Here is a 21,487-nt window from a genome sequence, read left to right as displayed (position 1 = left end):
TCTCCGTTCAGCTGGTGTGGCCCAGTGCGCCGGTGCGCAGGATGTCGGCCGCGCACCGCAGCAGCCGGTGGCAGAGTACGGACTCGTCGGCCCACCGCTGCCAGGACTCGGCGTCCTCCGCCACGCGGGTGTCCAGGCCGGCGAACGACCGATCCCCGATCGGGTCGCCGGTGACCGGGTCCACCACGGGCGAGGCCGGCTCCGACGGGTCCGGGTACCGCAGCACGAACGCCAGCGCCGCCGCCTCGGCGCGCAACCGGTGCGCCGAGACGAAGCACAGGACCCCGGCCGGCGAGTCGGCGCACAGCACCCGTTCCAGCCGGCGCGGGAGCACGACGACCTCCTGCTGGCAGGCGGCCAGCAGGTGGTCGAAGGCCGCCCCGCGGTCCGGCAAGGCGTCGTACGCCTGGTACGTCCCGGGCTCGTACGGCGGCTCGGCCGCCGGTGCCGAACCCACCACCGCGACGTGCCGGGCCAGCCAGTCGAGCCGGTCCGCCCGGCGGGCGTGGGACGAGTACGGACCCATCGACTCGCCCAGCGGGCACGGATCGGTGCCCGGGTCGATCTCGTCGAGTGCGCGGGGCTCCCGGTGCTCGGCCAGGCCGAGACCCCGCAGGGCCTCGTTCAGCGTGTCGAGGTAGGCCTCGCGGGCGGCGAGCGGCCAGTGCTCCTCACCGTCGGGATCGGTGCACAGGAACAGGCCGACGTCGAGGCTGAAACCCATCGCCGGATGCTACCGGGTGCCGACCGCCAGGAATCTTGCCGACGGGTCAGCCGCCGGCTTTCGGGAGCACCAGTTCGGCGTACACGGCCCGGTGGTCGCTGCCCGCGACGCGATGGACCACGACCTTTCGTACCGCGACGCGCTTGTCGGCGAGGACGTGGTCGAGCGTCACGCTCGGGAAGTACCACCGGTCGTCGTAGGGCCACGACGTGGAGAGCCCGGCACCGGCGATGTCAGCGGCGTCGTCGTACCCCTTCGCCACCACCCGCCGGAACGCCTTGTGGTCGAGGGTCGAGTTGAAATCGCCCATGAGCACGTTGACCGGCCCGCCTGGCGTCGCCGCCGGCTGCTCCGCGAGATCGGCCAGCCAGCAGGCGTCCGACGCGCGGCCCATCGGAGCGCACGGGTGCGCCGACTCGACGTACACCTCCGCGGCGCCCGGGACCTGCACGCTGGCGTGCGCCTGCATGAAGCCGCCGGCGAGGTGCCGATATCCTTTGGCCGCGAGCGGGAAGCGGCTGTAGACGGCCGACCCGCCCGCGTCGGCCCGCGGGTAGGCGACCGCGTCGGGCAGTGCCTCCTCCAGCCCGGCCGCGCGCAGTGCGGCCCGCCCGGCTTCGGTGTATTCCTGGACGGCGAGCAGATCGACATCGCCGTCACGGACGAGACGCACGATCTGGTCGGGGTCCGCCTGGCCGTAGAGCATGTTGACGGTCATCACCCGCAGCGTCGGCCCGGCCGGAACCCCGCCGCCGGTGTCGGCGATCCAGCGCGGCAGGACACACACGGCGAACGCGACCGCCACCCCCGCCGCCGCGACCGCCGCCCAAATCCGCTTCGTCAGTACCGCGAGCGCCAGCGGCACCAACGAGATCACCGCGGCGTACGGGGTGAAGGCGATCAGCTGAACCGTCGGGTAGCCGCTCTCCAGACCGAACACCCGCCCCGCCGCCCACGCCGCGAACGGCGCGATGAGCATCCACAACAGCACGGTCAGCCAGCGGCGCCGCTGCCGAGTCACAGCAGGCGACGCCGGCGGCAAAGATTCCCCGATGCCGATCACCCCGCAAAGGGTAGGGGATGGGCAAGCCGGCCGGCGAACCACTCACTTCGGACCGATCTCTAGTCCTTCATGAGATGCAACAGCCAGTCCGAGCCGGTCCTGATCAGTGCGTACGTTCGCGGGGCGCCCCGGCCGTGCAGCGTGAAGACGATGCGCCTGTCGTTGCGATCCACCTCTTGCCACCAGCCGATATCGGCGATCTCTTTGCCGGCGTCGGTGTAGGTCAGGTGCTCGAGATCGTGATCCGGCACCGCGACCGCCAGCCGGTTGTGCTTCGGGTCCTCCGGCAGGCCGCGAGGCACCGCCCACGACCGCAGAACGCCGTCCTCCTCCAGACGCAGGTCGAAGTGGTGCCGCGGCTGGTGATGCTCGTGCAGCACAAACGTCGCCCGCCCCTGATCATCCACACCTCCCAGTTTGCCCCACACGGACGTTCCCGCCGATCCGGGCACCGCCGATGAGTAGTCACCGGCCGGCCGGCACCGTGAGCGCCGGTATGATCCGGACAGGTGAGCCAGGCAGGTGAGCGGGGGCGCTGTGAGCAGCATCAGGGTGTTGGTGACGGGGGCGAGTATCGCAGGGCCCGCGCTGGCTCACTGGCTGCATCGGCGGGGGGCCGAGGTGACCGTGGTGGAGCGGGCCCCCGAGTTGCGTCCCGGTGGGCAGGCGGTGGACGCGCGCGGGGTGACCAAGGACGTCATCGGGCGGATGGGGCTGGACGCGGCGGTGCGTGCGGCCCGCACCGAAACCGCAGGCGCCTACACGGTGGACGTGGACGGGACTGTGCTGGAGACCTTCCGGGCCGACGATCACGGCGGCGACGGATACATAGCGGACATCGAGATCCTGCGCGGGGATCTGTCCCGAGTGCTCTACGACGACACCCGAGACGGTGTCGAGTACGTCTTCGGCGACCGGATCGCCGAACTCACCCAGGACGCGGACGGGGTCGACGTGGCCTTCGCGGGCGGCGACCGGCGGCGCTTCGACCTGGTGGTCGGGGCGGACGGGCTGCACTCGGCGCTGCGGGCGATGGTCTTCGGGCCGCACGAGCGGTTCGTCCGCCACCTGGGGCTCGTGCTGGCCTTCTACAGTGTGCCGAACGAGTTCGGGTTGGACCGCTGGTTGCTCGAGTGCCAGCACAAGGAGTCCGGACGCTCCGCACTGCTGCGGCCCATTCAGGACGCCACCCGGGCGATGGCCATGTTCTCCTTCCCCGCGGCCACGTTCGACGTCGACTACCGCGACGTCGCGGCGCAGAAGCGGCTGCTGCGGGAGCGGATGGCAGGCTTCGGCTGGTTGACTCCGCGGCTCCTCGCGCACCTGGACGATAGCCCGGACTTCTACCTCGACCAGGTCGGCCAGGTCGTCATGGACCGCTGGTGCAGCGGTCGGGTGGGATTGTTCGGAGACGCGGCGTTCAGCTCGTCGCCGATGTCCGGGCAGGGCACCGGGCTGGCCCTGGTCGGCGCCTACCTGCTGGCCGGAGAGCTGGCCACGGCCGGTTGGGACCCGGAGGCAGGGTTCGCCGCGTTCGAGGGGCGGATGCGCTCGTTCGTCGAGGCGAACCAGGAGATCGGCCGGATGCATGTGCAGAGCCTCGACGCCCCGGGGCCGGGCGCCGAACCGATCCCGGAGCCTGACATGGAGGCGCTCACCGAGCTGGTCGAGCGCGCGATCAACGGCGTCGAGCTGCCTGACTACGCGGGGGTGCCGGATTCCCGGGCCGCGGCCGGACCGCAGTCGTCGCTGTAGCAACGCATACTCATTTGCCGCGGGTCTCGCGCGACGGCCGGCCCGAAGGTCGTCACGCCCTGTGGCGACCACGGGCGCCGAGCTGACCGTCGACGGCGGCGCCTCGCAGCTGTAGTGATGCAACGGCACGCGGGCCAGGCGGTGCTGTGCTCTACTGCGGTGTGCACCGACGGGCGGGTCTGATGCTGAGCGTGGCGATCCTCGTCGCCGGAACTGCCGGCGTGGCCGGCTGGCGGTGGTGGCACAACCGGCCGCCGTACGGGCCCGAGGTGCTGAGCGCTCGAGCGACGCTGCAGCTCGTCGATCAGGCGACGGCGGACGCCGCGCTCGAACCGGTCAGCGCGATCGTGGCGGGAGCCGGCGACCAGATCTTCCTCGGGCGCGTCGCCTGGACCCGGCCACCGCACCCGCAGCCGGGCGGCTCCTTGCGGATCGTGCTGCTGGACAAGCGCAGTCATCTCGCGCCAAGCTTCATCGCGGTCACCTCGGCCCGGCCCGGCAGTGTCAATGCCGGGTGGGACGGATCGCTCGAGATCGCCGGCAGGCGTTACCCGTGGCTGCGCGGCGTCGGCGTGCGGGAGGTCAACGGGTCGTTGTGGAGTTCGGCCGGCGCCGTCTGCGTGTGGTCGGTCGACGCGTCACCGGTGACGTTCCAGACCGTGCTCCATCCGGCGCGCCCGGGAACCCCGCCCGAGCTGCTCGTGCCCGCCGCGCCCAAGGCGGTGGAGGACCTGCTGATCGCCCTGATCAGCGTCGGTCCCGACGGCCAGGTCTACTGGGCGCAACGGCTGCTGCACTGACGATCACCGACCGGCCTCGGACCCCACGCCCGGCCGGGAAGGGCGAACGGTGCCCGCCGCGCGGCGCAGGGCCACGAGGGAGCGCGAGCCGGCCGGGGTGACGTCGACGGTGGCGAGGCCGGCCCGGGCGGCCACGGTGCGCAGGTGCTCCAGGGTGCGCTCGCGGCCGTTGAAGTAGCACAGCATGCGCAGGTCGCCCTCGGTGTCGAAGGTGTCGCCGATGTGGTCGCAGACGAGGACGGTGCCGGTGTCGCCGGCCGCGTCGGCGCAGCGTTGCAGGATGCGCTCGGCGTCCTCGTCCGGCCAGTCGTGCAGTACACCCGACAGGACATAGCCGCCCGCGCCCGGCGGCAGCTCGTCGAAGAAGCTGCCCGCGGCGACGCCGGCCCGGTCGGCCAGGCCCGCCGCGGCGATCGCCCGCTCCGCGCGGTCCACGGCGCCCGGGAGGTCGACGACGGTGCCGCGCAGGCCCGGATGCGCGGCCAGGATCGCGATGAGCAGGCTGCCGTCGCCGCCGCCCACGTCGACGACGTGGCCGAGGGCGGCCCACGGGTAGGCGGCGGCGACGTCGGGGCCGGCGGTGGTCAGCCGTGACCGCATCAGGCCGTCGAACTGGGCCTGCCTTGCCGGGTCGGCGACCAGGTCCTCCCAGAACGGCCGGCCGAAGCGGCGCGGGAAGACCGGCTCGCCGGTGCGCACGGTGTGCAGCAGGTCGGTGAAGCACAGGTCGGCGCGGCCGACGGAGCCCTCGAGGTCGAGCCACGGCCGCTGGCCGCCGGGGTGGTCGTCGCGCAGCTGCTCGCCGAGGCCCGTGAGCGCGTAGCCGGTCTCGGCCCGCGTCACCACGCCGGCCGTCGCCAGGTGCCCGAGCAGCCGCGCGAGCGCTTCCGGGTCGGCGCCGACGCGGTCGGCGAGGGCGTCGGCGGTGGTCCGGCCGGCGGCGATGTGGTCGGCGAGCCGCAGCGTCGCCGCGACCCGGATCGCCATCGGCGTGAGCAGGTCCGCCGCCGCCCACAGGCTCGGTTCTTCGCTCATCGGGCCGCCTCCAGCCATTGCTCGGGGTCCCGGCCGCCGACCAGGCCGAGGTACTCGCTCGCCGGCGCCACCCCGGCCAGGCGGCGCAGCTGCGGCGTGAGACTCCGCAGCCGTTCGGGCCCGGTGGCCAGGGTGTGGTTGTCGGCGGGCCGCAGCCACGGCAGGACGTGCTCGCAGATCAGGGCGCGGCGGGTCGCCGGGCCGCGGTTCTCGCCGGCGGCGTGCCACAGCCGACCGCTGTACACAACGGCGCTGCCGGCGGGCATCACGACCGGGACCAGCTCGTGCGGCTCGGGGCGCCGCCCGGCCGGCCAGAGGTGGCTGCCCGGCGCGACAGTCGTCGCGCCGTTGTCCGCGGTGAAGTCGTCGAGGGCCCAGATGACGTTCGTCTCCGCCTCGACGTCGCGGGGCAGCGGGTAAACGCCCGCGTCGAAATGCAGCGACTGGGCGCCCTGGCCCGGGTCGACCGCGGTGAGGAACAGCATGCCGAACTGGTACACCGGGCCCAGGCGCTCCGCGACGAGCGCGTGCACCGCCGGGTGGGTCAGCGGGGCCTCGAAGGCGCCGACGCTCCTCAGCAGGGAGTACACGCGCCGGGTCTTCCGCCCGTCGAAGTCGTTGCCGCTCCACCCGACGCCGTGCAGCAGGTCGTCGGCGTGCCGGACGGCCGCGGCCAGCCGCTCGCCGGCGAGCAGCGCGGGCAGGACGACGAAGCCGTCGGCCTCCAGCGTCACGGGTGCGTCCCCTGGTACTCCTGCGCCGCCGCCGTCGGGTCGAGCGTCGGGCCGGAGGGCAGCAGCGCCACGAACGGCAGCGGCAGGCGGACCGCCGACGCCGGGTTGAGCTGCAGGCGGGCCACCGCGTCGGCGGAGACGATCGGGAAGCGCTGGCCCGACTCGGTCACGAGGTTGTAGCCGCCGTCCTGGCCGGCCGTCGTCGTCGCCAGCACCAGCGCGCCGGTGCCCGGGACGATCGCGACCGACGTGGCCAGGTCGGTGTCGGGGCCGGCCTTGGTGGCGATCGGCGGGGCCGACGACGGCGCCGGCATCTCCGGCGGCAGGCTCACCGACACGGCCCAGGGCGCGTCGCCGGGCGGCGTGCCGGGCGTGGTGGAGATGCACAGCGGCTGCCCGCGGACGGGGTCGACCGCCTTCGGTACCTCCTTGGGCCAGCCGGACCTCCCCGGCACGGCCTGCTTGGAGGTCGCGGCGTTGACGGCCCCGCGGTCGGCCTTCACCAGCTTGCTGTCGCCGGCCAGCAGCAGCGTGGCGGTCAGCGGCGAGACGGAGCTGAGCCCGTCGGACTGCACGAGGAAGTAGCCCGGGCCCTGGCCGGTGCCCTGGGTCTGGAGCACGTCGCCGACGTTGGCCTGGACCGGCAGCGTCGTCCGCGGGGCACCGCCGTGCTGCACGGCCGGCACCGCGATCTCCGGGCCCTCGGGCAGCGTGTCGAGCACGCGTGGCGGCACGGCGATCGGGCGGGCGTCCTGCAGGCCGAGCAGCGCGCGGGTGTTGCCGGTCAGCCGGTACCGCCGGCCGAGCGTGACGAGCCAGGTCGTCCCGCCGTCCTCGGCCACGACCGCGGACTCGGCGCCGAGCGCCCCCGGCGCCGGGGCGGGCAGGCCGACGAGCACCTCGACCTCGGGCCGCACCACCTGGGAGCCCGACGGGAGCATGCACACCGTCCACGGGCCGGCGGCCAGGCGCTGCGGGATGCCGTCGGGCGCGCCGGGGATGCCGACCGGCAGGCCGCGGCGCTTGCCGTCGAGGGCCGAGGAGCGGACCTCGGTGGGCCGGCCGCCGCCGACGAGCAGCGCCGAGCTGAGGTTGAGCGCCGGGTGGAGCACGCCGTCGACCAGCACGTACCGGTCGCCGCTGCCCTTGACCAGGACCGCGCCCGAGTCCGGCAGCGAGGGGCCGCTGCCGCCGCCGAGCAGTCCGGCGACGCCGAAGCCGGCCATGACGAGCACGGCGATGACCGTGCTGCCGACCATCGTGCGGTTCAGGCGGCGGTGCGGGTCCTGGCCGGCCTCGTCGGAGCCCAGGACCAGGCTCGTCACCCGCCGGCGGCTCTCGTAGTCGTAGGCGGCGACGTGGTCCCGGGTGGTCGCCATCGCGTCGCTGCATCCTCACCGTCGAGTTGTCCAGGTGCGTCCTGCGGCACCATGATACGGGCAACGGATCGATACCACTGACCGGAACGGGGCGGCGGAAGTGGCGGTACAGGCGTACGAGGCGGGAGCGCGGCCCCGTCGCAGCGGCGGGCGGCTGCGCATCGGCCGGGGGCGTCTGCTCGCGCTCGAGGCGGCCGTCGGGGCCGCGGTCGCGGGCGGGGCCCTGCTGGGCGTCGGCGGCTGGACCCTCGTCGGCGTCGCGGTCCTGGTGCTGGCGGTCACGCTGGCCCGCCGGGACCGGCGCTGGCTGACCGACCTGCTGGCCGCGCGCGTGCGCCGGGACGCGGCGGCGAGCGTGCTCGCGGCCGCCCGGCCCGCGGCCGCGCCGCCCGCGGCCGCGCCGCCCGTGGCCGGCCTGACGGCTCCCCCGCCCGTCGCGGCGGCGCCCGTGCTGGGCGGCCCGGCCGAGCTGGGGGCGGCGGCCCGGATCGCGCCGCGGCTGGAGGTGGCCGAATGCACCGACCGCAACGGGCACCCGCTCGGCGTCGCGTGGGACGGGCAGGGCTTCGCGGCCGCGCTCGAGCTGGACACGCGCACGCCGGTGCGGGTGGACCTGGGCCGCCTCGCCGCGTTCGCCGCCGACGACGACGTACCGCTGGCCGGCGTACAGGTGCTGATCGAGCAGCTCGGGGTCGCCCGCACCAACGGCAACGGCTCCGTGCCGCAGGCCCGCGACCCGTGGCCGGGGGCCGGCATCCCGCTCATGCGCCGCGCCTGGGTGTCGGTGCGCTACGAGCCGATCTGGGCGCCCGAGGCGGCCCGGCGGCGGGGCGAGGGCGGCGCGGACGGCGCGCGGCTGGCGGTCGCCGCGGCGCTGGCCCGGCTCCGGGTGCGTCTGCTGGGTCAGGGCGTGTCGACGGTACCGATGGATGCTCCGTCTTTGGCCCGAACGCTGCGCGGTGTCGGGGACCCCGCCCCCGACGGCGCCGTCCGGCGCGACGCGTGGGTCACCGGCGGCGGCCACCACCACTGCCTGGGCGCGGCGGTCGCGTCCCCGGCCGGCTGGCTCGCGCTGCTCGACGCCGTCGCGCGCGGCCCCGCGAACCGGGCCGTGCTGTCGCTCGCCGTCGAGCTGGACGGCCCGGCCGCCCGCACCCGCGCCGCGCTGCGCGTGGTCGGCGCCGACCCGGCCGACGCGCGCCAGGCCCGGCAGCGCCTCCTCGACGCCGGCCTGGCCACCCCGCTGCCCGGCGCCCAGGCCGCCGGCGTGCTGGCCACCCTCCCCCTCGGCGGCGGCCCGCGCCCGCTGACCGGCGCCATCGGCTGGACGTCGCGATGAGCCGCCGCGACACCCGCCCCCGCGCGGCCGCCCCGGCCCCGCGCCCGGCCGCGCCCGGCGACGCCGACCTGACGATGCTGCCGTCCGTACGCTGGGACTCCCCCGGCCACGTCGGCCTGGCCCTCGACATCCCGATCGGCGGGCTGTACCTGGGCACCGACCGCGCCGGCCGCCCCGCCGCCGTCGCCGCGATCCAGCCGCACCCGGTCCGCCTCGGCGTGCTCGGCCACCCCGCGCTCGCCGCGGCGCTGGTCTACCGCCTGGTCGGCGTCGGCTGCCACGTCGCCGTGCTCACCGCCGACGACCGCTACTGGGCCACGCTGCGCACGCTCATCACCGGCCCGGGCCTGACGTGGCTGGACGGCCCGTCGAACTGGCCCCCGGCCCCGGGCAGCGCCCCGGCGACGTACCCGGGCCCGCAGGTCCTCGTCGTCGACCACCCCAGCCCGCCGCCGATGTGGGTCGGCGAGCACCCGTGGTGCACGGTCGTGCACGTGAGCGCGGCCCCGCCGGAGGGCACGGAGTTCTGGTCGCGCGTGGACGCGATCCTGCTGACCGGCCAGGGGTACTCGGGCGTGGTCGCGCGGCGCTTCGGGCACCCGGACGCGGCCCTGGCCGACGAGCTGCGCCCGGGCGAGATCGCGCTGGCCGACCGGCACGGGGTGCTGCCGATCCTGTTCCCGCGCACCCCGTAGCCGTTCGGGTCGACGACGGTCGCCGGATCGCCGCGGGCGGTGCACGGGCGGGCGATCCACTCCGCGATATCGCCTGCCTACGATGCGTATGCGGGCCGGGTCCCGCCATCCCCGAGCGGAGGCGGCGTGCTGATCTGCGGCGTGATCGCGTACGGCACCGTGCCGGGCTGGTTCCTGCTCGGCGCGCTCGCCGGCCGCGACCGCGGGCGCGTCGCCGGCGGCGTCCTGATGCTCGTGCTCACCGCGGGCATCGCCGCGCTCGCGGGCGGTCCGGCCGCGGCCGGGCCGGCGGCGCTCGGCGCGCTGCTCGGCTGCACCGCACACCGGCTCGTCCGGCACCGGGCCCGGGCGGCCGCCGTCCAGGAGGAGTTGCCGTGACGTTCATCGAGTGGGGTGCGTTCGCGTTCGGCGCCGTGATCGGCTGGTTCACCTACTACGTGAACCGGTACCGCGCCTCGGTGCAGCTCGCCGACGTCGCCACGATCGTCGGCGCCCTCGGCGGCGGGGCCGTCCTCGCCCTGTTCCCCGAGAAGACCCGGCTCTTCGCCGCCTACGGGCTGGGCCTCGCGGCCGGGTTCTTCGTGTACTTCGTGCTGCTGGTCATCATGGTGTGGCGCGCGAAGGGGTTCACCGCCGCGTACTTCCTCGACGGGCGCCGGCCCGCGCTGGACGAGCACGAGATCGCCGACGACGGCTCCCACCCGATGCTCGCGGGCGAGAACGCGGCCGCGGGCCTCTGATGCCCGGCTGGCTGCATTGGCTCCTCGACGCGGGCCAGTTCGCGCTCGGCGCGGTCCTGCTGGCCGCGGCGTGGGGGCTGCGGGAGGCGTGGCGCCAACGGCGATCCCATGAGATCCGGCGCTGGTCGTCCGCCCGGTGGTGGACCCACTCCGGCCTGGAGCTGGCGATGGTCCACCCGCCGTCCGTCGTGTGGTGGGTGCTCGGGCGGCTCTCCCGGCGGCACGCGACGAGCGGGCCGCTGGTGAGCACCGGCATCGCCGGGCACGGGAGGCCGAGAAGGACGCTGGCCCCGGATCGGTGCCTCGAGCCCGGCACCGACTACGTGTTCTGGTTCGCGACGGGGGCCAGGCCGCGGCGCGGCGCGATCGACACCTCGTTCCGGGCGCTCGTCCCGCCGCCGGACGCCGGGCCCGGCACGGAGCTGCACGTCGCGGTCTTCGCGTACCCGGACGAGCTGGTCCTCGACCCGGCCGCGGACGTCGGCGTGCTCTCCGTGCACCCCGGCGGCATCCGGATCGCCGAGCAGCCCGCGGCCCGCTACACCGGCTCGGACCGGCTCTGCTTCCCGTTCCGCACCCCCGCCCGCGAGGGCCGGTTCCGGCTGCGCTGCAACGTGTACTGCCGCCGGACCCTGCTGCAGTCCCGGGTCGTCGAGGTCACCGTGCGAGCCGGCGGCACGGCGCCCGAGGCCCTGCGGACCGTCGTGGACTACGTCGCCGGAGGCGCGCTCGACCACGACACCCTGACGGACGTCGAGCCCCTGCGCCTGTCGGTGCTCGTCAACGACAACGGCGACGGCACCAGCGCCTTCCGGTTCTTCGGCGAGCAGCGGCTCAAGGCCGACGTCGTGCTGGACCGGGGCGAGCTGCAGGACGAGATCGACCGGGCCCGCCGCACCCTGTCCCACGTCGCCTGGGGCGACGCCGGCGGCTGGACGGAGGGGGCACGGTACCGGTACGGGCGGCTGCCCGGCTCGACGTTCCACGACGACCTGATCACCATGGCGCTGTCCGGGTACCGGTTCTGGGCGCACACCGCCGGACGCTTCGCCGAGCGGGTCGAGCCGCCCCTGCCCCGGGAGGTCGACCCGCCGATCAGCGGGCTCCAGTCGCTCATGCGCCGGCCGGGCGTGGTCGAGGTGGCCGGCAAGAGCGGCCTCACGTTCACCGTTCCGGTGGCGCTGTTCTACGACTACCCGCTGGACACGGTCCGCGAGCGGCTGCGCGTGTGCCCGGACGCGCTGGCCGCGATCGGTGCGGCCGGGTCGGGCGCCGGACTGGCGGCCACGGCGTGCTTCCGCGGTGAGTGCCCGGCGTACCGCGATCCGAACATCGTCTGCCCCGGCGGGTTCTGGGGCTTCCGGCACGCGGTCGCGCTGCCGCAGTCGCTGACCTACGCCGTCGCCGGCGACGCGGTCCCGGACGACGGCCCCGACGGCCGGTACCTCGACGTGACCGACCGGCCGAACGTCATCGTGGGCGTGGCCGACGAGTTCGCCGGCGCTCACGAACAGTGGGTCGCGTCGCTCGGCGCGACCCACCGCCGCTACGACGACCGCGACGCACTGCTGGCCGGCCTGCGGGACCGGGCCTTCGGCCCGCACCTGGTCTACCTGTACTGCCACGGCAGCGACCGCGCCGGTCTTCCCGCCGTGGTCGTCGGGCAGTCCGGCTCGCCGGGAATCGGGTACGAGCTCATCGCCGACGGCGGTGTGTACTGGCCGCGGACCCACCCGCTCGTGTTCCTCAACGGCTGCCGCACCGCCACCGTCGAGCCGCGCGTGGCGATGAACTTCGTGGACGCGTTCGTCCGCGTCGCCCGCGCCTCGGGCCTCATCGGCACCGAGATCACCACCGACGAGCGGCTCGGCGCCCGGTTCGGGCGGGCGTTCCTGGAGTGTTTCGTCGAGCGGCGTGACCCACTGGCGGCGGCCCTGCTCGATGCCCGGCTCACGCTCCTGGCCGAAGGGGACCCGCTCGGCATGGCCTTCGTCGGGTACGCCGCCCCGCAGCTGCGCATCCGCGTCCGGCCGCCGGTCGCCGTGCCCGCCTGAGCGGTCCTGTCCCGGCCGGCCCGTCAGGCCGGCGGCCCCTCCGGCAGGGCGGGGCGCAGGTAGACCGTGGTGCGAGCACCCTTGGCCGAGCGGGCCCGCGTGAACAGGCTGTGCAGGCGGCCCGTCCGCTCCGGCCAGCCCGGCAGCAGCCGCGCCGCGACCGCGTCGAAGGCACGGCGGTCGCCGGTCGTGCCGAGCCAGGCGCCGACCCGCCGGGCGATCTCGGGGTGGCCGATCATCGGCCGCATGAAGCCGGAGGCGGTCGACACCTCGCCGATGCGGCCGGTGGCGAGATCGACGCGCAGCATGATGCCGGCGCGGTGGGTGGCCGCCACCTCCTCGGTCAGCACCCCGGGGATCGCCGGGCGGACCGGGTCGAGGCCGGCGGGCAGTCCGGCGTCGGCGAGCACGGCGGTGACCAGCTCCGGGCGCCAGCCGGGCAGCTCGTAGTACACCTTGACGCCGATGCGGCCGCCGGGCGCCAGGCCGATGCCGAGCTCCTGGCAGAAGCCGTGCCCCTCCAGCTTGGCCAGCACGTCCAGCGCCGGGGCCCCGGCCGGCAGGCCCAGCCCGCGCAGCGCCGCGGTGACCCGCCGCAGGGCCCCGCCGTCGTCGAGGTGGTGGTGCAGGCTGCTGAGGTACACCTTGAGGACCTCGCGCCCGCCCGCCTCGGCGTCGACGCCGGCCCAGACCCAGAAGCGGTTGCCCTCGGGCACCGGCAGGGCCGGGTCGACCATCGCCTGCAGGGCCGGGCGGGCGTCGAGCCACGCCTGCTCGCAGCCGAGGAGCCCGGCGGCCCGGCCGATCGCGTGCAGGCCGCTCACGGCCCGCGAGAACGCCGGCAGGACGGGGTCGCCCACCTCCACGGTGTACCGCAGCGCCGGGGCCCCGTCGGTGACCGACAGCTCCACCGGCAGCCCGCCGGCCAGGCCGGACAGCTGCGCGCTCGGCCACGGCGCGGGCGCGGCCAGCGACTCCCGGGTCAGCTCGCCGAAGACCGCGACGGCGCGGGACGGTTCGACGCCGAGGTCGGCCGCGACCTGCCCGATCAGCCGGTCGTAGCCGTGCCCGAGCGTGTCCCGCCCGGGCGCGGCCGTCACCGGCGCCGGCGGGGCGGACGGCAGCGGCCCGGCGGCCAGCAGCGCCCGCAGCGCGGTGGCGGTGGTGAACACCCCGCGGGAGTCGATGCTGCGCTCGGTGAGGCCGCCGCCGCTCGGGTCGGGCACGAGCAGCTCGGCGTCGCCGGCCCAGCCGCCGCCGGGGCGCTCGGCGGCCAGCAGCGGGGCCGCGTCGGCGGGCGCGTCGGTGAGCACGAGGGCCTGCAGCCACAGCGCGTGGCCGAACGCGGTGACCGGCGGGCGCACCGGCGCGGGCACCGGGGTGAGGCCGGGCCGGCCGGCGAGCGCCCACGCCTCCAGCGCGAGCACGGTCGGGTACCCGTCCTCGGCCCACCAGATGCTCGTCCACCGGCCCGGCGGCTTCTGCCAGCCCGCGACGAGCCGCAGGAAGCCGTCGGCCAGCGCGGCCCGGTCGAGCACGCCGGCCTCGTGCTGGGCCAGCAGCGCCGCCGCCGACACGTCCGGCGTGGGCTCCGACCAGCGGCGGGTGCGGGCGACGTCGCGGTAGGTGCGGTACCCGGTGCCGGTCTCGTGCGCGGCCAGGAAGGCCAGCGCCGGCGGCGGCACCGGCCGGCCGCGGGCGGCCAGCAGCCGCACGGCCCACGCCGTCGAGTCGGCGTCGGGCGCGACGCCGCGGTTGTAGCCCCAGACGCCGCCCGGGCCGGCCGCGCCCAGCAGCCAGCCGGCGGCCGCGTCGGCCCCCTCGGCCGCGGCCGCGCGCACCGGCGGCGGCAGGTGCTGCGCGTTCGCCGCGGCGGCCAGCGCGGTGCCGGCGTAGCCGGTGACCCACGTGTCCGAGCACCCGACCGCGACCATGAAGTCGCTCCAGCTCCCGCCCGGGTGCTGCAACCGGCGCAGGTGCTCCACCCCCCGTGCCGCAGGCTGCATGACGCACCGACCCCCCATCCGGCGCGGCCGGGCGGAATCGCCGGGGCCGCGGCTTATCGACGTGCATGGCAGAATACGGGGTAACCGTGATCCTTCGAAGCGCCGCCCGCGGGGGGCAGGAAACGGGGAGTGTATCGATGGGTGACTTCTCGCAGGAGTCGTTGGTCGCCGCGGCCGGGGTGGACCCCTGGAAGCTGCGCGACCAGTTCACCGCCGGTGATCCGGAAGAGATCTACGCCATGGCGCGCGGGTTCAACCAGGCCGCGGCCCAGCAGGGCGACGCCGTCACGCTGGCGACCAAGGGCCTGGAGACCGCCGGCGACGGCTACAAGGTGAACAACGCGACGCCGATCGACGTGAACGCGCAGGTCGCCGAGGCCAGCAAGCAGCTGGGCAACAACGGCGAGAAGCTCGGCAAGATCGCGAAGCTGCTGTCGGAGACGGCCAGCGACCTCTCGCAGCGCTCGTCGACGGCAAAGACCCAGGTCACCACCCTGGAGAACGACGTCAACGGGATCATCGGCGAGTGGAACCAGCAGGTCCGGCAGTATCACAACGACCCGGACTTCCAGCAGAACCGCCAGCAGTACATGGCGCCGTTCATCTCCCGGGCGGTACAGAAGGTCAAGGACGCCGGCGGGCCGCTGAACACGTCGATCGGCGACTACGAGAAGTACCTGTCCGACCACCTCAAGGCGATGGCCGACCTCGGGTACATCCCGCCGACCCAGCTCGACGAGGGCCCCGGCGACGTCGACGTGCCCGACCCGAAGGCGGCCGCCGACGGCACCGTGGCGGCGACGAAGAACGGCGACCCGGCCGCGGCCAAGGCCGCCTTCGACAAGAACACGCAGTACCTGAACCTGCTCAACGCGAAGCAGAAGGCCGGCGTCCCGCTCACCGAGGCGGAGAAGAACTGGCTGAAGGGGTACTACGAGGAGATCACCCCGCACTTCGGCGAGATCAAGGACTGGGCCGACAAGCAGACCGGGGTCAAGCCGGGCGAGAAGCCCGACCAGAAGAACCCGTTCGTGCAGATGGTCAGCCGCGTCGGCGACGGCTTCCTCAACCTCTCGCAGAACGTGCCCTACAACGAGCTGCCGAAGTCGGCGCGCGACATCATCGCCAGCAACCTCGGCGTCACCGACCCGAGCGACCAGGCGGGCCTGTGGGCCACGCCGGGCGAGCGGCACCTCGGCGACGAGTTCCCGCCGAAGACCGACCCGGCCCTGCTCAAGGCGGCGGGCTTCGTCGGGCTGCTCAACGACTACTCCAGCGACACGGTGAAGCCCAGCGACGACCTCGCGTCCAACCTCAAGGACGCGTCACTGCGCTGGAAGCATCAGATGAACGTCATGTACGCCAACTACAAGGCCGACTTCCCGATCGCGCACGGGTACAACGGGTCGCTCAAGGAGCTGTCGGCCGACGACTGGAACAAGCTCATGCCGGACGAGCTCTCGTCCGACGCGCTCGGCGTGGTGGCCCGCAACCGGACGTTCACCAACGACTGGATCGTCAACAACGCGGCCGAGCGGCGCGAGGTCATGGGCATGAACTGGCAGTCCGGCCAGGGCGCCGCCGATGTGCTGATCTCGGCGAGCATGCGCGGGCACGGCCTCGACGACACCAAGGCGGCCCAGGCCGGCCTGGCCATCGTGCAGGACGCCGGGACCGACTACAACGGCCTCGCGCACATGGCCAACGAGAAGGTCAAGGGCGCGATCGCGAACGTCGGCATGACCTATGTCGACTCGTTCGCGCAGTACGACACCGGCCCCAACGGCGTACAGACGATCACGCTGCCCGACGGCACGAAGATCTCGGGCTTCCAGATGGACGCGGCCACCCGCAGCAATTTCCTGAAGTTCGTCGCGGCCAGCGACCCCGACGTCTACCAGCACTTCCGCGAGGGCACGCTGACGCGCGGCCAGGAATACCTGCAGATGGTGATGGCGCAGGGGCACACCGACCCGCACGACCCGGTCTACCAGCAGGCGATGGCCGACGCGATCCGGCTCACGAGCAGCACCGACGCCGCCGCGGCCGGCGTGCTCAACGACGCGGTCAAGGAAGGCGCCACCGCCGACCAGACCAAGAAGATGGCCGAGGACCTGGCCTACGCGCAGGCGATGTCCGACTACAACACCAAGAAGGGCTACGTCGACGGCGTCAGCACGCTGTTCGACATCGCCGGGCTGGCTCCGCTGCCGGGGCCGTACAGCACGGCGCTGAGCGTCGGCTCGACCGCGTTCGGCATCATCACCGACGCCGCGATCCAGGAGCCGGGGGCGCCGGACCAGAACACCTACATCACCAACCTGCAGGGGTACGTCAACGACCTGGCCAACGCCAACACGTCCGAGGCCGCCGCGCACGCGCGGGTGCAGGACAACATCGTGAACATGACGGTGGGGGCCCGCAACGCGACCGGCCACCCGATCATGGTCAGCGACGGCCACGGCGGCCTGGTCCCGGTGAGCGTCGACTCCGACGGGCAGTATCCCGAGTCGACGGTCCGGGCGATCTACAACAACCTCGACCCGTACACCCAGGACCTCGGCAACCGCACCGTCGACGGCACGATCGGCGGCCCGGACACCGACAGCAACCAGCACGGCGGCGGGTACAACACCCAGTTCGCCACCGACGCCTCCGGCACCGGGGCGACCCAGGTGGGCTCGCTCGGCGACTCGGGCGGCAACTGGTCAAACACCGACGACCAGTACCGTATCTACTACGGCGACGAGACCCGCTGGACCTACCACGAGCCGACCACCTGGGACGGCGGGTACCAGGATCGGCAGGTTCCCGACGGCAAGGGCGACACCGAGACCACCGCCCCGGTCATCCCGGTCAAGTGACGCCGGCTCGTCTCGGCACCGCGGCGCGCCGCGCCGCGGTGCTGATCGGTCTGGCCCTGCTCGCCGCGTGCACGTCGTCCGGCCCGGCGCCCGGTCCCACGCCGACCAGCGCCGGCGCCCCGGCCCCGTGCCGCGTGGACCTGTTCACCGGCGGCCCGAGCGCGGGCCTGGCGATCCTGTGGGCCGGCCCGCTCCCGGGCGCCGACGTCGAGCAGGACGCGCGGGCGTCCCTGCCGGCCGCCCTCACGGCGATCGACGTGCGCACCGGCCAGACCCGCTCCTACTGCCCGCTGCCCGCGCCCGCGGCCGGCGTACTGCGCGGGCAGGACCACGTGCTCGGCATGCAGCAGGACGGCGCCGGCTACCCGCCCTTCCTGACCGACCTCGACCTGCTGCTGCGCACCCAGTTCCTCTCCCCCGACCTGCGCTGGTTCGCCGCGCCGGGCCTGCCGCTGGTCGACGTCGCCGCCGGCCGCATCACGCCCACCGACTGGGCCGGCACGACCATGGGCCTGGGCCGCGACCTGGCCCTGATCAAGAACGACCAGGGCGCCTGGTGTACGCGCTCGCTGCCCCCGAAGTCCGGCGAGCCCTGCACCCCGCTCACCGCCCCGCCCGGCGCCGGCGGCTTCGTGATCGGCGCGGACGGCCGCCCCGCGTGGGTCCCGGCGGCCGTACGGCCCTTCGCGTTCGGCTCCACGACGGCGTACGCCATCACCGACGGCACCCGCCTCTACGCCGGCGACACCCGGACCGCCGCCGCGCGCAAGGCGGCCCCGCAGGCCCTGATGCCCGCCGACCCCCCGCTCGACCTGACCCCGACCGGCCGCGGCGGCTTCGCCACCCTCGTGCCGGGCCAGCCCCAGGCCCTGCACAGCGTCAACGACTGGTTCACGGTGGACTCGATCGCCGGCGGCCGGATCCGCACCGCCTACCACCACACCGCCGCGCCGAACGCCGACACGGCCTGGATGTGGGGCGGCGCGGTGGAGCGCTCCCGCACCATCACCGACGACGGCCGCGTCGCGGTGACGGCCGCCGCGGACCAGTCATTGGGCACGCGCTTCGGCGCCGTGGCCGAGGGCGACCCCAAGGCCCACGACCTGACCCGGGAGCGCGGCCTGCACTGCCCGCGCCCGGCCTCCTTCTGCCGCATCCTGTCCTGGCCGGACGGCACCCTGGGCAACGAGAGCGCCCCCGCGCCCTAGGGGTTTGGTTCTGCGCGCGAATGTGCACGAACGGATGGGCCTGCGCGCGCCGGTGCCGATCACGGCCGGCCCGCCCATATACTCGGGCCGGCCGCTCGGCATCCGGACGGAGGCACCGCGTTGGGCGAGGAACCGGCTCTCGAGTCCACACCAGGTCTTGCGCCGACACCGGGCGGCGAGGTCTCGGACATTCCGATCGTCTGGCCGGGCGAACCGATCGGCCCGACGCCGATCGCGCCGGCGGACCTTCCCTACTACCTGCCGCACGGGCCGACCCCGATCGAGCCGATCGACACGCCCCACGGGCCGACCCCGATCGAGCCGATCGACCTGCCGTTCTACCTCCCGGCCGAGCCGGTGCGGCCGGGCGAGATCCCCGGCGTCATTCCGTTGTCGCACGAGCCGGGTCAGGTGACTCCCGCCGACGATCCGCTCCCGTACGACCCGCGCACGCCGGGGTCCGACGACTGGCTCGTCGACCCGCGGGCGCTCTGGCTCGGCGACCATCAGGAGCTTGCCGTCGAGCTGCCGGAGTTTCTGGCCGTACCCGAGCTGGAGCTCATCCGGGGCCACATGCTCGAGCACGAGTCGCAGTTCGAACCCAGCATCATCATGCGCGACGGCGAGAGCCTGGTGGACCCGGACAGCCGCCGTTCGGTCGTGCTCGAACCGCCCGGCGCCGTCGCCCGGCTCATCCGCGACCGGGTCGCCGAGGCGCTGCCCTACGTGCTGGCCCGGCTCGGCCTGCACCAGGTCCGGCCGGGGCGGATCGACGTGCAGCTGACCGTCACGAACGACGGCGGCTTCTTCCGCACGCACAGCGACAGCTCCACGCAGGGGCACCGGACCCGCCGGCTGAGCTATGTCTACTTCTGCCACGCCGACCCCACCCCGTTCACCGGCGGCGAGCTGAAGGTCTGGGCCACCGAGCGCTACAGCGCCGACCCGCCGGAGGAGCGGTGCCACACCGTGGTCCCGCGGCAGAACACGGTGGTGTTCTTCCGCGGGAGCCTCCTGCACGAGGTGACCCCGGTTCGTTGCCCCGGTGGCGCGTTCGCCGACGGCCGGTTCACCGCCAACGGGTGGATCCACTGGTGAGCGCTTACCGGGTCCGCATGGCCGAGCAGCCCGGCCATCTCGTGCCGCGGCGGCTCCTCGGCGCGCTCCGGGCCGATCCCGGCACGGTGTTCGCCGCCGGTGTGCGGGTCGAGCGGACCGACGGGCCGCCCGAGTTCGGCGTGCCGGACGACGTCGCCCACGGCCCCGCAACAGTGTGGGTGCCCGACCGGCGCACGGGCGCGGTGCTGCCGTACGACCTCGAGCCCGATGTCCTCGACCTGCTCGACGGCGCCGAGCCCGGCCGGCCGCTGCGCTCGCTGCCCAGCCGCGACCGGGAGCGGGTGCTGTGCGCGGCCGGCGTGCTGTCGGCACCCGATGGCGGGGAGCGCGGCGGCGCGGACGAGGCCGTCGCTTACGAAGCGCGGGGGTTCGCCCGGGTCGCCGGCGTCATCCCGCCGCTGCACCTCGGCCGGCTGCGCGAGCACTATCGCCGCCTGGCCCGCACCGGTCGGCTCCGGCTCGGCGACGGCCAGTCCGCGGACCGGTACGTGGCCCACAACGAGCCGATCGCCGCGTTCCTGCACCGCCGGCTCGAGGGGTTCATGTCGACGGTCGCCGGGCGGCCGGTGACCGCTTCGTACAGCTACCTCGCCGGCTACCGGGACGGCGCCGTGCTTCCGCCGCACCGCGACCGCGAGCAGTGCGAGCACACACTGTCCGTACTCGTCGACTATGCGCCGGAGCCCGCGGTCGAGGCGCCGTGGCCGCTGGAGCTGCACCTGCCGCAGCGGCGGTTCATGCTGTACCAGGCGCTCGGCGACGGCGTGCTGTTCCGCGGCCGGACCATCCCGCACGCCCGCCGGCCGCTGCCCGCCGGGCACAGTTCCACGTCGATCCTGTTCCACTACGTCGACGCGGACTTCGCCGGGGAACTGCGCTGACCCGCGACCGGCTGTCCTGCGTCTACCTGGTCACGCCGGACGAGCCGCACCTGAGCCGACTGCGGCTCAGCCTCGCCTCCCTGCGCCACCACGACCCACAGGTCTTCGTGCACGTCATCATCGTGGCCGAGCCGGGCTGGCCGGCCGCGCGGCACCGCTCGCTGCTTGAGCTCGCCGACCTCGTGGAGACGGTGCCGCCCCGGCACCGCGCGTCGGGCTACTTCCAGGACAACTGTGTGTACCTGCGGCGGGTCCGCACCGAACGGGTGCTCTACCTGGACAGCGACACCATCTTCTTCGGCCCGGTCCGCCCCCTCGCCGACCGGTTCGCCGAGGCCGACGTCGCCGCCTGCGCGAACCGGTGGGTCTTCCGCCGCGGGTACGACCTCGCATACGCGCCTGAGATCGAGATGCCGCTCAACGGCGGTGTGATCCTGATGCGGCACGAGTTCTGCCGGCACTGGGCCGGGCTTCTGCCCGAGCGGCACGGCTCACTGCTGACCGACCCGCTGCGCGCGAACCTGGCCGCGTGGCTGCGATCGGTGACGCCCGACGCCTACCACCGGCACGAGTTCGCGTTCTCCGAGGCCGCCTGGTCCGGCGGATGGCGGGTCGGCCTGCTCGGACCGCTCGACTGCCGCGTGCTGACGAGCGGGCCTGACCACGAGGACCCGCGGCGCTGGCTCGCCTCGACGATGTTCCACACCTACGGCGGCCAGTGGGCGCGGTGCGTGCAACGGCTACGCGCCGAGCCCTCCACGCCCGGCTGGCTGCGGGCGCTGCTGCCGCCGGAGCACTCGCCGCGCCCCGGCGGCCGGGCGTGAGCGCTACGCGGTGTGCTCCTTCGTATCGCCGGCCCGCTCGACGTGGAGGGCGCGTGAAGTCAGGGGCGAAGCCCGCGGCGGGCGACACCGCGGAGACCTGCGCCACCGTCGGAGCCGTCGGTGTCCGCTGCGGACGGGGTTTCGCCGGACGATTGTCGACCTTGTAGTAGACGACGATGCCGGCGATGACGGCGGCGAACGCCGCCCCGACGCTCGTCCACACCGACGCCGTGACCGAGGCGCCGAGCTGGTAGTGCAGCAGCCGGC

19 protein-coding genes are annotated in these 21,487 nt (G+C 74.6%); 12 read left to right on the top strand and 7 right to left on the bottom strand.

Annotation, left to right across the window (positions count from 1 at the left end):
• Positions 1 to 7: 7 nt before the first annotated feature.
• From AB0B76_RS37415 to AB0B76_RS37405, 3 genes are all read right to left on the bottom strand, one after another.
• Positions 8 to 724: a hypothetical protein gene (locus AB0B76_RS37415; protein ID WP_360384538.1), complete on the bottom strand. Its 717-nt coding sequence runs from the start codon at positions 722 to 724 to the stop codon at positions 8 to 10.
• Between the two features lie 46 nt (positions 725 to 770).
• Complete coding sequence (locus tag AB0B76_RS37410; RefSeq protein WP_360384536.1) at positions 771 to 1,745, bottom strand: endonuclease/exonuclease/phosphatase family protein; 975 nt, start codon at positions 1,743 to 1,745, stop codon at positions 771 to 773.
• Positions 1,746 to 1,846: 101 nt separating this feature from the next.
• Positions 1,847 to 2,194, bottom strand: a complete 348-nt coding sequence (locus tag AB0B76_RS37405; RefSeq protein ID WP_360384534.1) for a DNA polymerase ligase N-terminal domain-containing protein — start codon at positions 2,192 to 2,194, stop codon at positions 1,847 to 1,849.
• A 115-nt stretch (positions 2,195 to 2,309) separates the two neighbouring features.
• Here AB0B76_RS37405 and AB0B76_RS37400 point away from each other — a divergent pair, with 115 nt between their 5' ends.
• Together AB0B76_RS37400 and AB0B76_RS37395 are read left to right on the top strand one after the other, a co-directional pair.
• Positions 2,310 to 3,542 carry an FAD-dependent monooxygenase gene (locus AB0B76_RS37400; RefSeq protein ID WP_360384532.1) on the top strand — a complete coding sequence of 411 codons (1,233 nt, stop codon included), beginning with the start codon at positions 2,310 to 2,312 and terminating at the stop codon, positions 3,540 to 3,542.
• A gap of 191 nt (positions 3,543 to 3,733) precedes the next feature.
• The gene (locus AB0B76_RS37395; protein ID WP_360384530.1) at positions 3,734 to 4,342 is read left to right on the top strand and encodes a hypothetical protein; all 609 of its coding nucleotides are present in this window, start codon (positions 3,734 to 3,736) and stop codon (positions 4,340 to 4,342) included.
• 3 nt (positions 4,343 to 4,345) lie between these two features.
• Here the strand turns inward: AB0B76_RS37395 and AB0B76_RS37390 are convergent, their stop codons facing one another.
• The 3 genes from AB0B76_RS37390 to eccB are packed head-to-tail and all read right to left on the bottom strand — an operon-like array spanning position 4,346 to position 7,490.
• A complete protein-coding gene (locus AB0B76_RS37390; RefSeq protein WP_360384528.1) occupies positions 4,346 to 5,377 on the bottom strand; it encodes a methyltransferase in 1,032 nt (343 codons plus the stop codon).
• Entirely contained in the window at positions 5,374 to 6,111 is a 738-nt protein-coding gene (locus AB0B76_RS37385; protein WP_360384526.1) for a phytanoyl-CoA dioxygenase family protein, read from the bottom strand. The genes AB0B76_RS37390 and AB0B76_RS37385 overlap by 4 nt, the downstream gene beginning before the upstream one ends.
• On the bottom strand, positions 6,108 to 7,490 hold the full coding sequence (gene eccB, locus AB0B76_RS37380) for a type VII secretion protein EccB (RefSeq protein WP_360384524.1): 1,383 nt from the start codon (positions 7,488 to 7,490) through the stop codon (positions 6,108 to 6,110). The genes AB0B76_RS37385 and eccB overlap by 4 nt, the downstream gene beginning before the upstream one ends.
• A gap of 100 nt (positions 7,491 to 7,590) precedes the next feature.
• Here eccB and AB0B76_RS37375 point away from each other — a divergent pair, with 100 nt between their 5' ends.
• From AB0B76_RS37375 to AB0B76_RS37355, 5 genes are all read left to right on the top strand, one after another.
• The gene (locus AB0B76_RS37375; RefSeq protein WP_360384522.1) at positions 7,591 to 8,829 is read left to right on the top strand and encodes a type VII secretion protein EccE; all 1,239 of its coding nucleotides are present in this window, start codon (positions 7,591 to 7,593) and stop codon (positions 8,827 to 8,829) included.
• Complete coding sequence (locus AB0B76_RS37370) at positions 8,826 to 9,524, top strand: hypothetical protein (RefSeq protein WP_360384520.1); 699 nt, start codon at positions 8,826 to 8,828, stop codon at positions 9,522 to 9,524. The genes AB0B76_RS37375 and AB0B76_RS37370 overlap by 4 nt, the downstream gene beginning before the upstream one ends.
• A gap of 126 nt (positions 9,525 to 9,650) precedes the next feature.
• Positions 9,651 to 9,902, top strand: coding sequence for a hypothetical protein (locus AB0B76_RS37365; RefSeq protein WP_360384518.1), 252 nt, complete (start codon positions 9,651 to 9,653; stop codon positions 9,900 to 9,902).
• Positions 9,899 to 10,264 carry a hypothetical protein gene (locus tag AB0B76_RS37360; RefSeq protein ID WP_360384516.1) on the top strand — a complete coding sequence of 122 codons (366 nt, stop codon included), beginning with the start codon at positions 9,899 to 9,901 and terminating at the stop codon, positions 10,262 to 10,264. Before AB0B76_RS37365 ends, AB0B76_RS37360 begins: the two co-directional genes overlap by 4 nt.
• Positions 10,264 to 12,318, top strand: a complete 2,055-nt coding sequence (locus AB0B76_RS37355) for a hypothetical protein (protein ID WP_360384514.1) — start codon at positions 10,264 to 10,266, stop codon at positions 12,316 to 12,318. The genes AB0B76_RS37360 and AB0B76_RS37355 overlap by 1 nt, the downstream gene beginning before the upstream one ends.
• Before the next feature lie 23 nt (positions 12,319 to 12,341).
• On the opposite strand, the gene AB0B76_RS37350 is transcribed toward AB0B76_RS37355, so the two are convergent.
• A complete protein-coding gene (locus AB0B76_RS37350) occupies positions 12,342 to 14,324 on the bottom strand; it encodes a hypothetical protein (protein ID WP_360384512.1) in 1,983 nt (660 codons plus the stop codon).
• 137 nt (positions 14,325 to 14,461) lie between these two features.
• Between AB0B76_RS37350 and AB0B76_RS37345 the strand changes: the two genes are divergently transcribed.
• The 5 genes from AB0B76_RS37345 to AB0B76_RS37325 all read left to right on the top strand — a co-directional run bounded on the left by AB0B76_RS37345 (position 14,462) and on the right by AB0B76_RS37325 (position 21,220).
• Positions 14,462 to 17,188, top strand: coding sequence for a hypothetical protein (locus AB0B76_RS37345; RefSeq protein WP_360384510.1), 2,727 nt, complete (start codon positions 14,462 to 14,464; stop codon positions 17,186 to 17,188).
• Positions 17,185 to 18,396: a hypothetical protein gene (locus tag AB0B76_RS37340; protein ID WP_360384508.1), complete on the top strand. Its 1,212-nt coding sequence runs from the start codon at positions 17,185 to 17,187 to the stop codon at positions 18,394 to 18,396. The genes AB0B76_RS37345 and AB0B76_RS37340 overlap by 4 nt, the downstream gene beginning before the upstream one ends.
• A 120-nt stretch (positions 18,397 to 18,516) precedes the next feature.
• Positions 18,517 to 19,494, top strand: coding sequence for a 2OG-Fe(II) oxygenase (locus AB0B76_RS37335; protein ID WP_360384506.1), 978 nt, complete (start codon positions 18,517 to 18,519; stop codon positions 19,492 to 19,494).
• Positions 19,491 to 20,396, top strand: a complete 906-nt coding sequence (locus AB0B76_RS37330) for a hypothetical protein (protein WP_360384504.1) — start codon at positions 19,491 to 19,493, stop codon at positions 20,394 to 20,396. The genes AB0B76_RS37335 and AB0B76_RS37330 overlap by 4 nt, the downstream gene beginning before the upstream one ends.
• Before the next feature lie 107 nt (positions 20,397 to 20,503).
• Positions 20,504 to 21,220, top strand: a complete 717-nt coding sequence (locus AB0B76_RS37325; RefSeq protein ID WP_360384502.1) for a hypothetical protein — start codon at positions 20,504 to 20,506, stop codon at positions 21,218 to 21,220.
• Positions 21,221 to 21,487: the final 267 nt, after the last annotated feature.

The organism is Dactylosporangium sp. NPDC049140 (assembly GCF_040648435.1).
The sequence above is the reverse complement of the archived record's forward strand: the minus strand, read 5'-3'. Positions and strand labels throughout refer to the sequence as shown.

Excerpts from the sequence above, each read along its gene's own strand:
- AB0B76_RS37370 (WP_360384520.1), top strand. The coding sequence starts at position 8,826 with ATGAGCCGCCGCGACACCCGCCCCCGCGCGGCCGCCCCGGCCCCGCGC.
- AB0B76_RS37390 (WP_360384528.1), bottom strand. The coding sequence starts at position 5,377 with ATGAGCGAAGAACCGAGCCTGTGGGCGGCGGCGGACCTGCTCACGCCG.
- AB0B76_RS37345 (WP_360384510.1), top strand. The coding sequence starts at position 14,462 with ATGGGTGACTTCTCGCAGGAGTCGTTGGTCGCCGCGGCCGGGGTGGAC.
- eccB (WP_360384524.1), bottom strand. The coding sequence starts at position 7,490 with ATGGCGACCACCCGGGACCACGTCGCCGCCTACGACTACGAGAGCCGC.
- AB0B76_RS37350 (WP_360384512.1), bottom strand. The coding sequence starts at position 14,324 with ATGCAGCCTGCGGCACGGGGGGTGGAGCACCTGCGCCGGTTGCAGCAC.
- AB0B76_RS37415 (WP_360384538.1), bottom strand. The coding sequence starts at position 724 with ATGGGTTTCAGCCTCGACGTCGGCCTGTTCCTGTGCACCGATCCCGAC.
- AB0B76_RS37355 (WP_360384514.1), top strand. The coding sequence starts at position 10,264 with ATGCCCGGCTGGCTGCATTGGCTCCTCGACGCGGGCCAGTTCGCGCTC.